Below are 16,575 nucleotides of genomic sequence, written 5' to 3'. Positions count from 1 at the left end.
TGTTATTTATAGCGTGTAACTAAATAACTAACGCACCAGGCAGGGCCGTTTGTTGTCAAACTTCCAGTTAGGAATTAAGTATTGCATGGCCGTGGCATCATTTCGGGCACCTAATCCCATTTTATGATAAACCTGATGGGCTTTCTCCACTTGGTCCATATCGATTTCCACGCCTAAACCAGGCTTGTCAGGAACAGTCACCATACCGCCGATAATTTTAAAAGGCTCTCTCGTCAGTCGTTCCTGGCCTTCCTGCCATATCCAATGGGTATCTAAGGCCGCAATTTTGCCTGGTGCTGCAGCCCCAACGTGAGTAAACATTGCCAAAGAAATATCAAAGTGATTGTTAGAATGCGATCCCCACGTCAAACCCCATTCGTGACACATTTGAGCAACACGTACCGAACCTTGCATTGTCCAGAAGTGAGGATCAGCCAATGGAATATCTACAGAATGCAGCTGAATGGTATGACCCATCTGGCGCCAGTCAGTAGCAATCATATTAGTAGCTGTAGGAAGGCCGGTTGCCCGTCTAAACTCAGCCATCACTTCTCTTCCTGAGTAGCCATTCTCTGCCCCGCAGGGATCTTCCGCATAAGCCAGCACATGATGCTGATTGCGGCAAAGACTGATAGCCTCTTCCAGAGACCACGCACCATTAGGATCAATGGTAATCCGGGCATCGGGGAAACGCTTGGCTAAAGCTGTAACTGCAGCTATTTCCGCCTCACCGCTTAACACGCCGCCCTTCAATTTAAAGTCATTAAAGCCGTAACGGTCATGAGCTGCTTCTGCAAGCCTCACAACTTCCTGAGAAGTTAGCGCCTCTTCGTGGCGAAGACGCAGCCAGCCATCCTTAGCATCGGAAGCGCTCAAATAAGGCAGATCTGTTTTCTTACGATCTCCCACATAAAACAGATATCCCAGCATTTCTACTTCTTTACGCTGCTGCCCTGTACCAAGTAATGCAGCTACTGGCACGCCTAGGAATTGTCCTAACAAATCCAGCAAAGCAGCTTCCAAAGCCGTTACAGCATGAATAGTGATGCGTAAATCGAAAGTTTGCAGGCCCCGTCCACCAGAGTCCCGGTCAGCAAAACGCTGCCTCACTGTATTAAGAATATTATTATACGTACCAATACTTTGGCTAACAACCAACATCTTTGCGTCTTCCAGCGTCTGGCGAATCATCTCACCGCCAGGTACTTCGCCAACACCGGTATGACCGGAATTATCTTTCATAATCACAATATTTCTTGTAAAGAAGGGACTATGGGCACCACTGAGATTAAGCAGCATGCTATCATATCCTGCAACAGGAATGACAAGCATTTCTGTAATAATTGGTGTACTCACTGAATTTGTCCGGCTCATTTACTCTCCTCCTCCTTAACGTACAAAGCACGGAGCTTTACTGTCATACTTCCATCCCGGAAGCAAGCACTGCATAGCCATGGCGTCATCACGGGCACCTGTTCCGACCTTATTATACAGTTGATGGGCCTTTTCAATTTGGTCCATATCAATTTCCACCCCAAGACCTGGTTTCTGAGGAACTTCTACCATGCCGCCGACAATTTTAAAAGGTTCTTTTGTTAAATGTTCCTGGTCCTCCTGCCATATCCAATGGGTATCAATAGCGGTGATATTGCCTGGAGCGGCAGCCGCGACGTGCGTAAACATAGCAAGAGAGATGTCAAAATGATTATTAGAATGGGATCCCCAGGTTAATCCCCATTCGTGACACAGCTGGGCAACCCGTACCGATCCCTGCATCGTCCAGAAATGCGGATCAGCCAGAGGAATATCTACCGAGTGAAGGTTTACTGAATGGCCCAATTGGCGCCAATCGGTTGCAATCATATTAGTTGCTGTAGGTATTCCTGTTGCCCGCCGGAATTCTGCCATAATTTCACGTCCTGAGTAGCCATTCTCCGGACCGCAGGGATCTTCCGCATAAGCCAATACATGTCCCTGATTGCGGCATAGCTTAATAGCTTCTTCTAATGACCAGGCACCATTAGGATCAATGGTAATACGGGCATCAGGAAAACGGTTGGCAAGTGCAGTAACCGCTTCCATTTCTTCAGTACCATTCATCACTCCTCCTTTCAGTTTGAAGTCCTTAAAACCGTATCGTTCACTTGCCGCCTCGGCAAGGCGGACAATGGCTGCAGGAGTAACGGCTTCTTCGTGACGCAGACGCAGCCAGTCATCTTTGGCAGTAAGGTTACGAAGATACGGTAGATCAGTTTTACGCTGGTCTCCAATATAGAATAGATACCCTAACATTCTAACAGCATCACGCTGCTGCCCACTGCCCAGCAGAGCAGCAACAGGTACTCCCAGAAACTGGCCTAAGAGATCAAGCAGGGCTGCTTCAATTGCCGTAAGAACATTATCTGTACGCAGATTAATTTCATGGGGCTGTTTTAAGACTGCTGCTTCTGCTTCTGACGTTACTTTATGAACAGTGGCTTGGGGACCGTTTGTATTGGGGCTTAATAATTGCTTTCTAATGGTATTCAAGATGTTATTGTACAGGCCTATCGATTGGCCAATAACTAAGGTTTGCGCTTTTACCAGCGTCTGCCTTATACCTTCACCTCCCGGCACCTCGCCAACACCGGTACGGCCTGCATTATCTTTTAATATGACGATATTACGGGTGAAATAGGGAGCATGAGCTCCACACAGATTAAATAACATGCTGTCATGTCCCGCTACGGGAATGACTTGCATTTGGACAACAACCGGTGTTCCTGATGGTGTACTAACTTCTTGTTTACTCATATGCTGGAAACCTCCTTACCCTGTTATTATTTAAGCTCAACCCGTTTAATCTCTCCCACAATAAATAGATAACTCGCCATTGCCAGGAAAGCATGAATACCGACATAGATTAATGCTCCGTTGAAGGAGCCAGTTGTTCCAACAATATACCCAATGGCAATTGGTGTGGTAATGCTGGATAAATTGCCGCAAGTGTTTAATAAGCCGCCACTTAAGCCTGCAATTTGCTTCGGAGCCGTATCAGAGTTAACTGCCCAGCCCAGAGCACCAATTCCCTTTCCAAAGAAGGACATCGCCATAATTGCAACAATCATCCACTGCGTATCTACATAGTTACAAATGATCATGCTCATGGATAACAACATGCCCAGTACAATAGGTACCTTTCTGGCAACTGATAAGGAATAGCCTTTTTTTAGCAGATAATCAGAGATAATTCCACCTAAAACTCCACCGGCAAAGCCAAATATAGCTGGTACTGATGCAGCAAAACCGGCTTTGAGAATGGTCATACCTCTGGCTTGTACGAGATAAACAGGAAACCAGGTAATAAAAAAGTACGTAAGCGCATTGATGCAATATTGGGCAACATAAATACCTACCATCATGCGATTGCGAAGCAGCTCTTTTATATAGTGCAGGTTAGGTCCTTCCTGCTTGCTGCCTGCTTTGTTGTCCTGATCCATATTGACCAAAGCGCCGCCTTGCTCAATATACTGTACTTCGGCCTCATTAATCATAGGATGTTCTTTGGGGTTATGAATGTACTTCTGCCAAACCAGTACGAAAAGAATCCCCAGTACACCCATGACAGTAAAAACATGATGCCAGCCAAAATTATGGACAAGCCAGCCCATAATCGGTGCAAAAATTACTGTAGCCGCATATTGGGCAGAGTTGAAAATCGCTGATGCAGTACCGCGCTCCGAAGCAGGAAACCAGGCAGCAACAATCCTGCTATTAGCCGGGAAGGAAGGGGCCTCGGCAGCTCCGACCAAAAACCGTAAACAAAATAACGTTATAATAGCTGTAGCGCCCGTTAAAAATCCGACAAGCCCCTGGAATAATGTGAAAACTGACCATAGGAAAATACTGAGGGCATATACTTTTTTGGAACCGAACTTATCTAGTAACCAACCGCCCGGCAGCTGGCAAATAACATAGGCCCAGCCGAAAGCAGAAAAAATATACCCCATTGCTATGGCGTCCATTTTCAATTCTTTCGCAATTGCCGGACCAGCAATGGAAATAGTGGCACGATCAGCGTAATTAATCACAGTAATAAAGAATAATACAGCTACGACGATCCAACGGACATTTGTCTTTTTTTCTAGGGGAATGGCAGAATTCGTGACGGCCAAATTTTTATTATCCATGTAAATCACCTTATGGAATGGTCAATAACCACTCCACTTTTATCCTTTCTTTATTCTTCTCTTGCCAACTGATCTCACTATGAAATTGTTATTTCAGTAATCCCATCTCCAGCAAAACCTGACGAACCTTATCGCGCTCCTCATTAGTCATTGGCCCTACCGGATCCATGCACGGTCCTGCTTCAATCCCTAATTGTTCAAGTGCCTCTTTAATAACAGCCGGGAAAGTACCGATTGTGAAAGCAAGACGCAAGGGCGCTAAAGTAAGCTGGGCTTCAAGAGCCCCCTTAAGATCACCAGCCATATATTTGTCATAAATATCAGCACACAGCCTTGGTGCCACATTACCACAAGATGCTATAGAGCCTGCTGCACCATAGCAAAGTGCTCCGTAGATAAGCGTATCCCGTCCAACAAGTACAGAAAAATCATCTCTCTCTTTGGTTAAACGAATATATTCAGCCGTTAATGTTAAATCTCCACTAGAGTCTTTAATACTGACGATATTTGAAATCTCAGCCAGTTTGGCTACTGTCGGCGCCGTCAGATTAACTCCGGTCTTGGGGGGATTATTATAAAGTACAATTGGCAAGGAAGTACTGGCAGCAATACTTTTAAAATGTCCAATCAGCTGATCCTGGTTTGGCGTGATAAACATCGGCGTCAGCACGGAGACGGCATCTACACCGCATGTTTCCGCCATTTGCGTAAGCAGGACACTTTCACGGGTAGTAATACCGTTTGTTCCTGCATAAACCGGTACCCTCCCTTTGGTTTCATCCATTGTAACCTGAAATATTTCCCGCTTTTCTTCAGCAGACAATCCATAAAACTCACCGGTAGTACCTACAACAAATAATCCATGAGTACCACCATCAATTAAATAATTAATCAACTTTCTCATGGCTTTTTCATTGAACTTTCCCTCTCCGGTTAGAGGCGTAATTACTGCCGGAATTATGCCATAAGGCTTAAAACCGTTCTTTTTACCTGTAGCTGTTTTCAAAGCATCCTTCTCCTTTTTCATTTTTGATTATATTATTTCATATATTGAAATGATATTTTATATATTGATAATTATTCTTTATTTTTTAAAATATTCCTTCATATTTATATTTTTATTTTAATTATTCTGATAACTATTGAGCGAACTAAAAAAGGACTTGACCAAATTAAAAGGTCAAGTCCTTATAAGTTTACATCTTATGTTTTCTCTTTAAAAAGTACCATTACTTGAGCCTAACCGCGTTGATAGACGATTAGCACATTCCAATAAAAAAGGAATCATTTCTTTAAGCTCTTCTACACTATGGTGACTTGTTGGCCCGGAAATACTAATACCAGCTACAATTTCCTCCGCCGGACCATATACAGGCACTGCAATGCAATTTACGCCATTTGCCCATTCTTCAAGATCTAGTGCATAGCCCTGCAGTCTGACATTCTCAAGCTCTTTATCATACTCGGCAGCGCTTGTAATCGTATTAAGAGTATAACGGCGGACACCACGTTTAAAAATATCCTGCACTTTTTCCGGCTGCCTGCTGATTAAAACCTTTCCTAATGCCGTACAATAAATAGGCCTTCTCATGCCAATATGAAAATACCCGTACATACAGTAAGGCGTCTCAGCACGAGCAACATACACTACTTCATTTTCATCAAGCACAGCAAGATTAACATTGACTTTTAAATTCGTTGATAATTCTTCAATAAACGGAAGGCAAACCTGCCTGATAGTCATAGAATTAATGACTATTCCCTGGTATTTAAGAAAAGCTCTTCCCAAAGAGTAAATGCTGTCATTTTGCTCAATGAGATTAAATTCTTTCATTGTCGTAAGAAGACGATAAGCCGTAGGTTGGTTAATTCCCGTTAAACTACTGATATCTTTTAAACGCAGCCGGGGTTTTTCATTTGAAAAACAATTTATGATAGTTATTGCCTTAACAATACTATTATTCAGTAGCTCTTTATTCATAAATTATCACCTTAATTTTACATAGTGAAATTTTATTTTTAATTATAGATTATTGCTATGTAAAATTCAACCTCTAATCCTGCTCTTCTTTTCCCTCTGTTCTGATAGGGTGTACTACCGACACTTCTTCCCTTATACCGTCAATTGCATCAGGATAGACGCTATACTCCCGAATACGATTGGAGGAGTAAGACTTTCTTAATTTACTACAAATTCGTCTTTTTATATGATTTATGCGTAATTTTACACGACGGCAGCTTCTTCCATCATTTTTTAGAAATGACATAGTTACTTATTTCCGCCTTTAACTGTTTCTTTTTCCTTGACTCTCATTCCTAAAGCGGTTATTACGCCGAAGCTTGCAAAGATCATGGCCAGAATATATACATCATGGAATGATTCAGTCATCACAATTTGCTGCATACCTGGCAAAGATAGATCACTTCCTACACTATGATAGCTAATTCTATTTTGCAGATATACACCAAAAATCGTCGATCCAACTACACCACCTAAAAAGCGCATCATGTTAAAAATACCCGAAGCGACTCCTGTTTGCTCGCGGGATACCAAATTAATCACACTCGTCGACAGCGGAGTGCCCGATATACCAAGGCCGATGCCAGTCGTCACCAGAGCGGCTGCCAATATTAGATACCGGCTCTCAAACTTTAGTGTTGAAAATATACCTAACCCAACTACTAATACGATCATGCCTTTAAAAGCATAGTTTTGCCTCTTCTTTTCTGTCGATACATTTCCCATCAAAGGGGCCATAACCATCATCGCCAGTGACATTGGCAGAATAAGTATCCCCGAATAGGTAGGCGAAAAATCATGCACCTTTTGTAAATACATCGGAATAAGCAGCAAGCCGCCAAACATGGCCATACTCTGAATAAAGCTTGTAGTAATAGTAGCTGAAAAAGGGATGTTGCGAAAAAGCTCAATTGACACAAGAGGATATTTTTGTTTTTTCTCCCACCATATGAAGAAAACTAAAAAACATAAGAATACCCCCAGAAGCAGCAAAATCTGACTAAAATAAAGACTAATTTCCTTCATCAATGTAATTGCCAGCATGAGGGATACCATAGATACAATTAAGAACACGGCGCCAAGTTTATCAAATTCCGGTTTTTCTTCAACAGTTTTTATGACAGGAATGTATTTTATCCCTAGTAAAATTACAGCTACTGCAAACGGCACATTGACATAAAATATACTATGCCAGCCTACGTGTTCGGTCAGCACGCCGCCTAGCGTCGGCCCAATCAAGGATCCTGTTGATGAAACCATTCCCCACCAACCTAATACTTTAGCCCGCATCGTTACATCAAAAGGGCTGGTAATCAAGACCATTGCATTCGGCATAATTGCCGCCGCTCCTATTGCCTGAACAGCTCGAAAGGCTAGCAGCAGCCAAAACCCTGCTGCCAGCGAACACAGCAAGGAACCGATTGAGAAGATCAATACACCGATTAAAAATATTCTTTTCTGTCCATATATATCTCCAAGCCGGCCAAAAACGGGCATCGCTACCGCATATGGCAGCATATAGCCCGAATAAAGCCAGGTAGAATACTGAAAATCCACACCAAATTCATTCATAATAGTCGGTAATGCTACATTGACCATTCCGGAGTTTAAAATGGAAAAAAAGCTGGCAGTAAAAACAATCCCAATGATTAGTTTCATTATGTTCTCCCAATAACGTATTAACTTCCTCTCTTAAGGTTTTGCTTTACCTCAAATTCTATACGTTAAGGGATTTCATCTTTTAATTGGCTATGACGATCTTTTTAAGAGACCGCACAATAAAAACATTCTCGCCAGTCCTGTTCCAACAAGTGGTATCCTAAGTATATCCTGCTCAGTTAGTTCTCCTACCAGCAATAAAATTACCCCGTAGACAAAAATAGCTATACTAATATCGGCGCAAATTGCCAGCAGAGCACTCATATGCTGAATCAAATATTCATTTGCTGCGTAGAGCGTAATTCCCATTACAGCAGTCGCAGTAACAATTTTTACTAGGCTGGTGATTGTAATAGTAAATTGACTATACCGGTAAACAAAGAATAAATTAAGCATAGCTGCCACGCCAAAATCGGCATTTGTAGCCCAGCCTGCCCCTAAAATGCCGAGAGAAGGAATCGCTACCAGATTCCAATTTAATGCTACTTTTACAATTGCAGCAATTCCCATATTAATAAGCGGCAAGGCCGTATATCCCATTCCCTGTAATATACCGGTAGTTACTTGATGAATTCCCAGCATATATACACCGACTGCTACAACCTCAATGACTGCACCTGCCTGCGGCGCATGGTAGACGGCAGTGGCAAGCGGCGTAGCCACAATTGCCAGGCCGGCTGCAGCCGGTATGGTTACTAAATTCGTCAACCGGATAGCAGAGCCTATTTTTTGTTTGATCATTTGTTTATTTTCGGACGTTCCTGCTGTTGCCATAGCAGGAACCAAAGCTGTTGCTAAAGCGGCCGTAATGAGAGTGGCAAGATTAACAAGAGGTACTGCCATACCGGTTAAATAACCAAAATGCTCTGTGGCTTCCTTTACCGTATATCCTGCCTCTTCCAGTCGAAGCGGTACAATAAAGAGATCAAGATTAGAAACCAAAGGCAGCATAAGACTTGACAACGATACCGGCAATGCCAGATACACCATACGGCGAATCAGGCTTGTATTACTCTCCAAAGGTTTCCTATTTTTGTTTAACTTATCAACGGAGACGCTGCGTTGCAGCCGGACATAATAATAAATCAGCACAAGCAGCCCTGCAGCAGCTCCAAATCCCGCACCCAGGCTTGCACCACCCGCTGCATATTCAATTCCTTTAGGCAGTAATAGTGCAGCAAACAATACCATTGTTGCCACACGGAATATTTGTTCCACAATTTGTGATACTGCCGTCGGTGTCATCATCTGCCAGCCCTGTAAATACCCTCGGAAGCTTGATAATAATGTGACAAGAAAAATGGCCGGTGCAAGTGCAAGAATAGCCGGATAAGCCCTGGCGTCCCTTATAACTCCCTCTTCGATCAGCCAGCCAGCTCCGAAATATACTGCTATACTCAGTACTAATCCTGATAATGTCAATAATGCCAGCGAAGCTGTAAATACACGGTTAGCTCCCCGGTAATCCTGCAAAGCAATTTTTTCAGCTGTAATAATAGAAATTGCCACCGGTATGCCGGCTGAAGATAAACTCAACGCAAGCAAATAAATGGGAAAGGCCATTTGATATAAGCCAATCCCTTCTCCTCCCAATACACGGGAAAGAATAATCCAATTCAAAGAACCAATTACTTTAACAACCATTCCGGCAATGGTTAATACCAGCGTTCCTTTTAGAAAGCTGCCCGTATTATTATTATTATTTCTTTGATTAACCATAAACCACCGCTACTCATCCCTTCACATAAATACTACATTACGGATTATCAGGAATTAGTCTGGTTATATCTTTTTCGATAGTAATAAAGAAAGACTCCTATAAGGCAGATAAGTACAATGAGTCCCGCTCTGTGACCGATTGTATTGACTAGCTGCCAATTCTCACCGAGTAATTGGCCGGCATAAAGTAAACCTATTGTCCAGGGTATGGACCCCAATACCGTATAAATAATAAACCGACTAAAGTTAACACCGGCAAAGCCTGCTGGTAAAGAAATAAATGTCCTCACTACCGGCAGCAGACGACTAAAAAAAACTGCTCTTAACCCATATTTGTCAAACCAATTTTGTGCAAGGCTTACATGGCTGGCAGATAATAATATATATTTCCCGTAAGCCGATACAAAAGGCTGTCCACCCCAAAAACCAACCAAATAAGCAATAACAGAGCCAATTAACCCCCCGGCAACACCGGCAACAGCCGCTGTTGTAAAATCTAGCTTTCCAAGATAGACCATATAACCCGCAAAACCAAATATGATTTCACTTGGTACCGGAATACAGGCACTTTCTAAGGCCATGCCAATACAAATAGCTAAATAGCCCCACTGCTCAATATAATCAACAATTATTTGAAAGAATTGCTCCAAGGTAGCAGCCTCCAAGAAATTCAATAGTTATCTTAGTTCACCATGCATATATTTATCTATGCGAGGTGTGCTATATGCGAATGATTTACATCGGAAGACGTTATTTTAGTTTCTTTTTAGTACCGTTTGTCCTCTTAGCAAATTTATTATTTGCAAATGAGTCATCTCCACAGCTGGCAGATAAAGTTATTATTGTTGATGCCGGTCATGGTGGAGTTGATACAGGAGCAAACCGACCTGGTATTGTGGAAAAGGATATCAATCTTGCAGTAACCTTACAGCTAAAAACGATATTGAATCACAACGGCGCCAAGGTCATTCTATCACGCCAAACAGATATTGAGCTGAGCACAGAATGTGACGATGAAAAAGTAAAGGGACGCTACCATCGTGATTTGGCTGCTCGCGTTGAACTAGCGGAAGAATCGGATGCCGATATTTTTATCAGTATTCATGCGAATGCGGTTGGCAATGCCAAACGACATGGGGCTGAAGTATTCTATTATGCTAAATCGGAACAGGGAAAGCTCTTGGCAAATGCTATTCAAACCGAGCTTCATACTATCACACATACACCTGAAGCAGCTAATCCCGGTAATTACTTTGTATTGCGACGTAATAAAATACCGGCTGTACTGATTGAAATCGGCTATATTACTAATCCGGATGAGCGACGGTTATTACAGACCGAAGCTTATCAACATAAACTTGCAGAAACCATTGCCTTAGGTATTTGTAAATATTATCAGTAACAAAAATGATGGCACTACAAAAGTGCCACCATTTCTATATAAAATTAAATATCCAAATTCCTGACTTCTTTAGCATGATCTTCAATAAAGCGGCGCCGCGGTTCTACTTTATCTCCCATGAGCGTAGAAAAGATTTTATCTGCTTCTACTGCTTCCTCTAATTCAACCCTAAGAATCGTACGGGCTTCCGGATTCATGGTAGTTTCCCATAATTGTTCAGGATTCATTTCACCCAGTCCTTTGTAACGCTGTACATTTACATTATCACGACCGATACGGGTGAGCAGCTGATCCAATTCGGTATCACTATACAAATACCAGCTTTCGCGGCCCTTTTTGACTAAATACAGTGGCGGTTGAGCAATATATACTCGACCTGCAGTGATAAGAGGCTGCATATAACGATAGAAAAAGGTCAGCAAAAGAGTACGGATATGAGCACCATCTACATCGGCATCAGTCATGATAATAATCTTCCAGTACCGGCCTTTTTCCAAGTCAAAATCTTCACCGATGCCGCTGCCAAAAGCAGTGACCATTGATCTGATTTCTTCGTTATTCAAGATTTTATCAAGACGAGCCTTTTCAACATTTAAAATTTTACCACGCAGCGGTAAAATAGCCTGAAAGCGGCGATCACGGCCTTGCTTAGCACTGCCGCCGGCACTGTCACCTTCGACTAAATAGATTTCTGCCTGCTCCGGATCTTTTACTGAGCAGTCCGCTAATTTACCCGGCAGTGAGCTAATTTCAAGGGCATTTTTACGTCGGGTCAGCTCCCGTGCTTTGCGGGCTGCTTCACGGGCACGAGATGCCATAACCGCTTTTTCAATTATTTTTTTTGTAACAGCAGGATTTTCTTCAAAAAACTCATTAAGCCCCTCTGATACAATGGTATCAATAATTCCCCGGACTTCACTGTTACCTAATTTTGTTTTGGTCTGTCCTTCAAATTGCGGCTCTCTAAGTTTAACGCTGATAACGGCAGTCAAACCCTCCCGCACATCGTCACCACTTAAATTTTCGTCATTTTCCTTAATGACGTTATATTTACGTCCAAAATCATTAATTGCACGGGTTACTGCAGTTTTAAAACCGCTTAAGTGAGTACCGCCTTCCTGGGTATTAATATTGTTGACAAAAGAATAGACGTTTTCACTGTACCCATCGTTATATTGCAAAGCAACTTCAGCGACAGTCGTATCTTTTGAACCTTCCAGGTAGATAGGTTTAGCATGTACAGCCTCTTTTGTTTCATTTAAAAATTCAACAAAAGAGATAATACCACCTTCATAATGAAACTCTTCCCGCTCACTGTCACGTTCGTCAGTTAGACTGATAAATATTCCTTTATTTAAGAAAGCTAACTCTCTAATACGATTTTTCAAGGTTTCAAAATGATAAACAGTTTCTTCAAATATTTCAGCATCCGGTTTAAAAGTTATTTTAGTCCCGGTTTCATTGCTAGGTACTTGTCCTATTTCTTGCAGCTGTTTTACTGTTATGCCTCTTTCAAAACGCATATGATAAATTTTACCATTGAGCTTTACTTCCGCTTCCAGCCACTCGCTAAGGGCATTTACAACTGATACGCCTACACCATGCAGACCGCCGGATACTTTATAGCCTTCGCCGCCAAACTTTCCTCCGGCATGAAGAATTGTCAATACAACTTCAAGCGCCGGTTTGCCTGTTTCATGCATCCCTACCGGAATGCCGCGTCCATTATCAATGACCGTGATACTATTATCTTGATGAATGATCACATCCACCTGGGTGCAATATCCGGCCAAAGCCTCGTCAATGCTGTTGTCGACGACTTCATAGACCAAATGGTGAAGCCCTCGGGCCGATGTGCTTCCAATATACATCCCAGGACGCTTGCGAACGGCCTCCAAACCTTCCAGAACTTGTATTTGCTGGGCACCATAATTGCCATTTACAGTAGTATCATTCTCGCTCATTCAGTAACCTCCAAAAAAAAATACAACAAAAAGTTTCCATCAAGCTTACTCTTCATCATCCAGTTCTGCTATATATCCTGATCTTTTCTTCAGTGTGGGTGATGATATGGCAGAAAGATAGACAATCTTGTCAGTAATCACAAAGCTTTTTGCATTACCTTCCGATACATCTACAATCATACTCTCTTCCTGCATCGTATGAATAAATTCATCGTTAATTTTAGAAGGGCTGCTTTTAAGATCAGTTATCGCAATAACATCTCTAAGGGGAATGACTTTATCAGCCCCGAGGTGTAGAAACATGGCTCTTCCTCCTGAATTTAGCAGTCTGGTTTTTAATCATATCATCAGTTAGATCAACTGGAGACAAACCGGTTGTTAGCATTGCTAACGCCGCTTCATCATTTTCATCTGCCTGTCCTAAGCGAATATCCTGAATCAGGTTATTCATTAAATATTGTTTAGCAGTTAAATAGTCGGAGAAAGAGCAGGGCAGACACTGATTAAACTCATTGTAATTCTGCCAGGGAGCTTGTCTGAGCATTTTGCGAACAGCCGAAAGGTTTTCTTTTTTCTGCTCAATTAAACAAGCTGCGCAATAAAGATCATCTGGTGGACAAAGTACCCCACAATGACGGCACTCCTTCCAGCCTTCGTTTTTTCTTAGCTTCTTCAATGCTGCATTTTTATACATCATTGTAAGTAGTTTTTTTTGCAATACCGGATCTGTAACATCTTCTACCAGCTTACGTGCTTCGGTTACTTCCGCCTTTTCCAGGCGAATTGCTCTTAGTTTCACGTATAGAGGTGGAGATTCAGCAGTACCGGTATTTTCTTCATTCGTTCCTCTATGTGAATTTCCTGCGACAAACCGAATATCTGTAATAACATTTTGCCCTATATATGTATTAATTTTACCAATTAAGTCCTGTTTTAGCAAAAATAAATGATGGGTCCATACGGAATTACTGACAGTTACGGTCAATACTCCTCTTTCAAGCCGCTGCGCCTTAGAATGACTGGCAATTTCATCACCAACAATAGTTCGCCAGAATAAGATGGCGCATTGTGCCTGATACTTTTTCATAAGCCCCAAACTGGCAATGGTTTGCGGTACAACCACTCCGACAGAGTTCATAGCTGTCACCTCATTACTTGACCCTGATTAATCCGGAAAAATGCTGCAAACTTAGGCTGATGAAACAACTCTTCATCAGTTGCTGTTATAAACGTTTGAATGCGATCTTTTATAAAATTGAGCAATTGATCTCTTCGGTGGCCATCAAGCTCACTCATTACATCGTCGAGCAGCAGGATTGGATACTCACCAGACTCGGATTTAATAAACTCAAGTTCAGCCAGCTTAAGTGCCAAGACACCGGTACGCTGCTGTCCTTGAGATCCATATGTCCTAAGATTAATTCCATTCACAGCTAAAACAAGATCATCCCGGTGAGGACCAATCGTAGTAATCCCCCGGGCAAAATCAATAGTCCTGGCCTGTTGAAGCTTCTGTAAATACCATTCCTCTGAAAAAATATCCTTTTCATTATCTGATTTTTCATTGAAATAAGGCTGGTAATAAACTATTGATAAGTTTTCCTGACTATCTGTTATTTTACGGTGCATCAAACTGGCTAGCATTGCCACTTTCTTTAGAGCAGCTTTGCGTTTTATGACGAGAGCAGCGGCTCCTGCTGCCAACTGCTTATCCCACGTTTCAAGCAAATCAGCTTGAGCCCTGCGTTCACGGATTTGTTTCAGTAAGTTGTTGCGCTGTTGTAAAATGCGGTTGTACTGAAGCAACTGCTGATAATAAGAGCGGCTGGTTTGCGATATCTCTATGTCAAGAAACCGACGCCTAAGCGCCGGAGCTCCTTTTACTAAAGTTAGATCTTCTGGTGAAAACAGAACAGCTGTTAAATTACCTATTAAGTCTCTTGTTTTAATAGGATGGCTGTTTAGGGATATAGACTTATTTTGGTTGCGTGTAAAGCGGATTGATACAGAATTTTCGACGTCCTTCCGTACAAAAACGATTCCTACATTAGCACCGTCCTGCTGCCAGTTAATTAATTCCGCATCTACTGAAGTACGGTGTGATCGCCCTACTGCAGCAATATAGATAGCTTCAAGCAAATTAGTTTTACCTTGGGCATTATTACCGCTGAATATTGTAATGTTGTTTTCAAAAGATAAATCCAAATGCTGATAATTTCGAAAGTGCCTGAGACTAATTGCGGTTACTCTCATGGAAACACCATCATTCGGCGACTATCTTCCATATCCCCACACCTTTAATTTCCACCGTATCGCCAGGGTGGATTTTTTTTCGCCGTTCCGTCGCAAGCTGTCCGTTTACTAAAATTAAACCGTCATCAAGCATAGGACGTACCTGTCCGCCAGTTTCAATTATCCCTTCCCATTTTAGTAGTTGGTCTAATTGAATGAGTTGTGTATTAATAATTATTTCTTGCATAATTATGCACTCCTTAACTTGTGCGTACAGGTGTTATTACATACGTATAGTTCTGATCATCAATTGGTTTTATGCAAGCTGGGCTTAGGGGAGTATTTAACGAAAAAACCAATTTCTCACTGTTAATATTTTTTAGAATATCTGCAACATATTTTGCATTAAAGGCAATATCCAGCTCATTACCATCCATGTGGGAAGGAACAGTTTCAGTTGCCTTACCGATATCGGGATTATTCGACGTAATTGTTACTGAATCTTCTTTAAAGCTAAATTTAATAACATTGTAGTCCGAATCGCGAGCTAAAAGGGAAACACGTTCGACAGCATCCATAAATTCAGAGGATTTTACCGTTATGTTAGTAGCGAAGCTTGCCGGAATAACCTTATTATAGTCCGGAAACTGGCCTTCAATCAGCCTCGAAATGATATAAACATGTTCAAACTCAAAAGCTACTTGATTGCGATGCCAATAAATATTAACATCAACCGGTATTTCAGAGGTTAGCAGTCTGGCAAGCTCGGATAGTATTTTAGATGGAATGATCATACGGATATTCTTATCATTATTGTCCAAATTATCTCTTTTTAATGCCAGCCGGTGAGTATTTGTCGCTACCATACGGATTCCGTCCGTGTCAGCCTCTAGTAAGCCTCCTGTAAAAATAGGGCGGGCTTCATCAGCTGCGCAGGCAAAAACAGTTTTTTTGATGAGATCTTTTAGGACATTATCTTTTACAGTAAGAACATTTTCATCAGAGAGTGGTTTTAGTACAGGGAATTCTTCAGCTGGTAAGCTTAGCAGATTAAATTGAGCAAAGTTAGAGGTGATTTTGATTGTCCGGTCTTCCTGACTTGTAGCAATTTGTATATGATCGCCAGGCAGACGGCGTACCATTTCCTGAAAATAACGACCTGACAAAACAATCGAGCCTGGCTCTTCCACCTGTGCGTCAATCGTACATTTAATGCCTATTTCATAATCAGTTGCCTGTAGCTGCAATTGATTACCTTCGGCACAGAGAAAGATTCCAGTTAAGATGGGGGATGGAGTTTTAGTGGCAACAGCTTTTTGAACAATTTGAACTGCATGGTGTAATTGTTCTTTTGTGCAGGTTATTTTCATTTTTTTTCCTCCTAACGGTTATATGATTACGAGAAGTTGC

At 41.9% G+C, this 16,575-nt stretch carries 15 protein-coding genes; 1 reads left to right on the top strand and 14 read right to left on the bottom strand.

Annotated elements, in window-relative coordinates:
- Window positions 1-27: 27 nt before the first annotated feature.
- The 8 genes from gudD to RTR76_RS00750 all read right to left on the bottom strand — a co-directional run bounded on the left by gudD (window position 28) and on the right by RTR76_RS00750 (window position 10,217).
- Complete coding sequence (gudD, locus tag RTR76_RS00785; RefSeq protein WP_312515465.1) at window positions 28-1,374, bottom strand: glucarate dehydratase; 1,347 nt, start codon at window positions 1,372-1,374, stop codon at window positions 28-30.
- A gap of 15 nt (window positions 1,375-1,389) precedes the next feature.
- On the bottom strand, window positions 1,390-2,793 hold the full coding sequence (locus tag RTR76_RS00780) for an enolase C-terminal domain-like protein (protein ID WP_312515460.1): 1,404 nt from the start codon (window positions 2,791-2,793) through the stop codon (window positions 1,390-1,392).
- A 26-nt stretch (window positions 2,794-2,819) separates the two neighbouring features.
- A complete protein-coding gene (locus RTR76_RS00775) occupies window positions 2,820-4,169 on the bottom strand; it encodes an MFS transporter (protein ID WP_312515457.1) in 1,350 nt (449 codons plus the stop codon).
- Window positions 4,170-4,257: 88 nt separating this feature from the next.
- Window positions 4,258-5,175: a 4-hydroxy-tetrahydrodipicolinate synthase gene (dapA, locus tag RTR76_RS00770; protein ID WP_312515454.1), complete on the bottom strand. Its 918-nt coding sequence runs from the start codon at window positions 5,173-5,175 to the stop codon at window positions 4,258-4,260.
- 210 nt (window positions 5,176-5,385) lie between these two features.
- Window positions 5,386-6,150 (bottom strand): IclR family transcriptional regulator, encoded by a 765-nt coding sequence (locus tag RTR76_RS00765; protein WP_312515451.1) that lies wholly within the window; start codon window positions 6,148-6,150, stop codon window positions 5,386-5,388.
- A 288-nt stretch (window positions 6,151-6,438) separates the two neighbouring features.
- Entirely contained in the window at window positions 6,439-7,848 is a 1,410-nt protein-coding gene (locus tag RTR76_RS00760) for an MFS transporter (protein ID WP_312515448.1), read from the bottom strand.
- Between the two features lie 90 nt (window positions 7,849-7,938).
- Window positions 7,939-9,567 carry a polysaccharide biosynthesis protein gene (locus RTR76_RS00755; protein WP_312515445.1) on the bottom strand — a complete coding sequence of 543 codons (1,629 nt, stop codon included), beginning with the start codon at window positions 9,565-9,567 and terminating at the stop codon, window positions 7,939-7,941.
- 47 nt (window positions 9,568-9,614) lie between these two features.
- On the bottom strand, window positions 9,615-10,217 hold the full coding sequence (locus RTR76_RS00750) for a DedA family protein (RefSeq protein ID WP_312515442.1): 603 nt from the start codon (window positions 10,215-10,217) through the stop codon (window positions 9,615-9,617).
- Window positions 10,218-10,291: 74 nt separating this feature from the next.
- Here RTR76_RS00750 and RTR76_RS00745 point away from each other — a divergent pair, with 74 nt between their 5' ends.
- Entirely contained in the window at window positions 10,292-10,969 is a 678-nt protein-coding gene (locus RTR76_RS00745; protein WP_312515439.1) for an N-acetylmuramoyl-L-alanine amidase, read from the top strand.
- A gap of 44 nt (window positions 10,970-11,013) precedes the next feature.
- Here the strand turns inward: RTR76_RS00745 and gyrB are convergent, their stop codons facing one another.
- From gyrB to dnaN, 6 genes are read right to left on the bottom strand one after another with little or no spacing between them, the layout of a single operon-like run.
- Window positions 11,014-12,933, bottom strand: coding sequence for a DNA topoisomerase (ATP-hydrolyzing) subunit B (gene gyrB / locus RTR76_RS00740; RefSeq protein WP_312515436.1), 1,920 nt, complete (start codon window positions 12,931-12,933; stop codon window positions 11,014-11,016).
- 45 nt (window positions 12,934-12,978) lie between these two features.
- The gene (remB, locus tag RTR76_RS00735; protein ID WP_312515433.1) at window positions 12,979-13,236 is read right to left on the bottom strand and encodes an extracellular matrix regulator RemB; all 258 of its coding nucleotides are present in this window, start codon (window positions 13,234-13,236) and stop codon (window positions 12,979-12,981) included.
- Complete coding sequence (locus tag RTR76_RS00730; RefSeq protein WP_312515431.1) at window positions 13,214-14,071, bottom strand: DUF721 domain-containing protein; 858 nt, start codon at window positions 14,069-14,071, stop codon at window positions 13,214-13,216. Before RTR76_RS00730 ends, remB begins: the two co-directional genes overlap by 23 nt.
- 5 nt (window positions 14,072-14,076) lie before the next feature.
- Entirely contained in the window at window positions 14,077-15,186 is a 1,110-nt protein-coding gene (recF, locus tag RTR76_RS00725; protein ID WP_312515428.1) for a DNA replication/repair protein RecF, read from the bottom strand.
- A gap of 10 nt (window positions 15,187-15,196) precedes the next feature.
- On the bottom strand, window positions 15,197-15,412 hold the full coding sequence (locus RTR76_RS00720) for an RNA-binding S4 domain-containing protein (protein ID WP_312515425.1): 216 nt from the start codon (window positions 15,410-15,412) through the stop codon (window positions 15,197-15,199).
- Window positions 15,413-15,425: 13 nt separating this feature from the next.
- Complete coding sequence (gene dnaN / locus RTR76_RS00715) at window positions 15,426-16,535, bottom strand: DNA polymerase III subunit beta (RefSeq protein ID WP_312515422.1); 1,110 nt, start codon at window positions 16,533-16,535, stop codon at window positions 15,426-15,428.
- Window positions 16,536-16,575: the final 40 nt, after the last annotated feature.

Origin of the sequence: Anaerospora sp. (genome assembly GCF_032013335.1) — a bacterium.
GTDB lineage: Bacteria > Bacillota > Negativicutes > Sporomusales > DSM-15969 > Anaerospora.
Note: the sequence above shows the minus strand (reverse complement) of the source record. Positions and strands in the feature narration are given on the sequence as shown.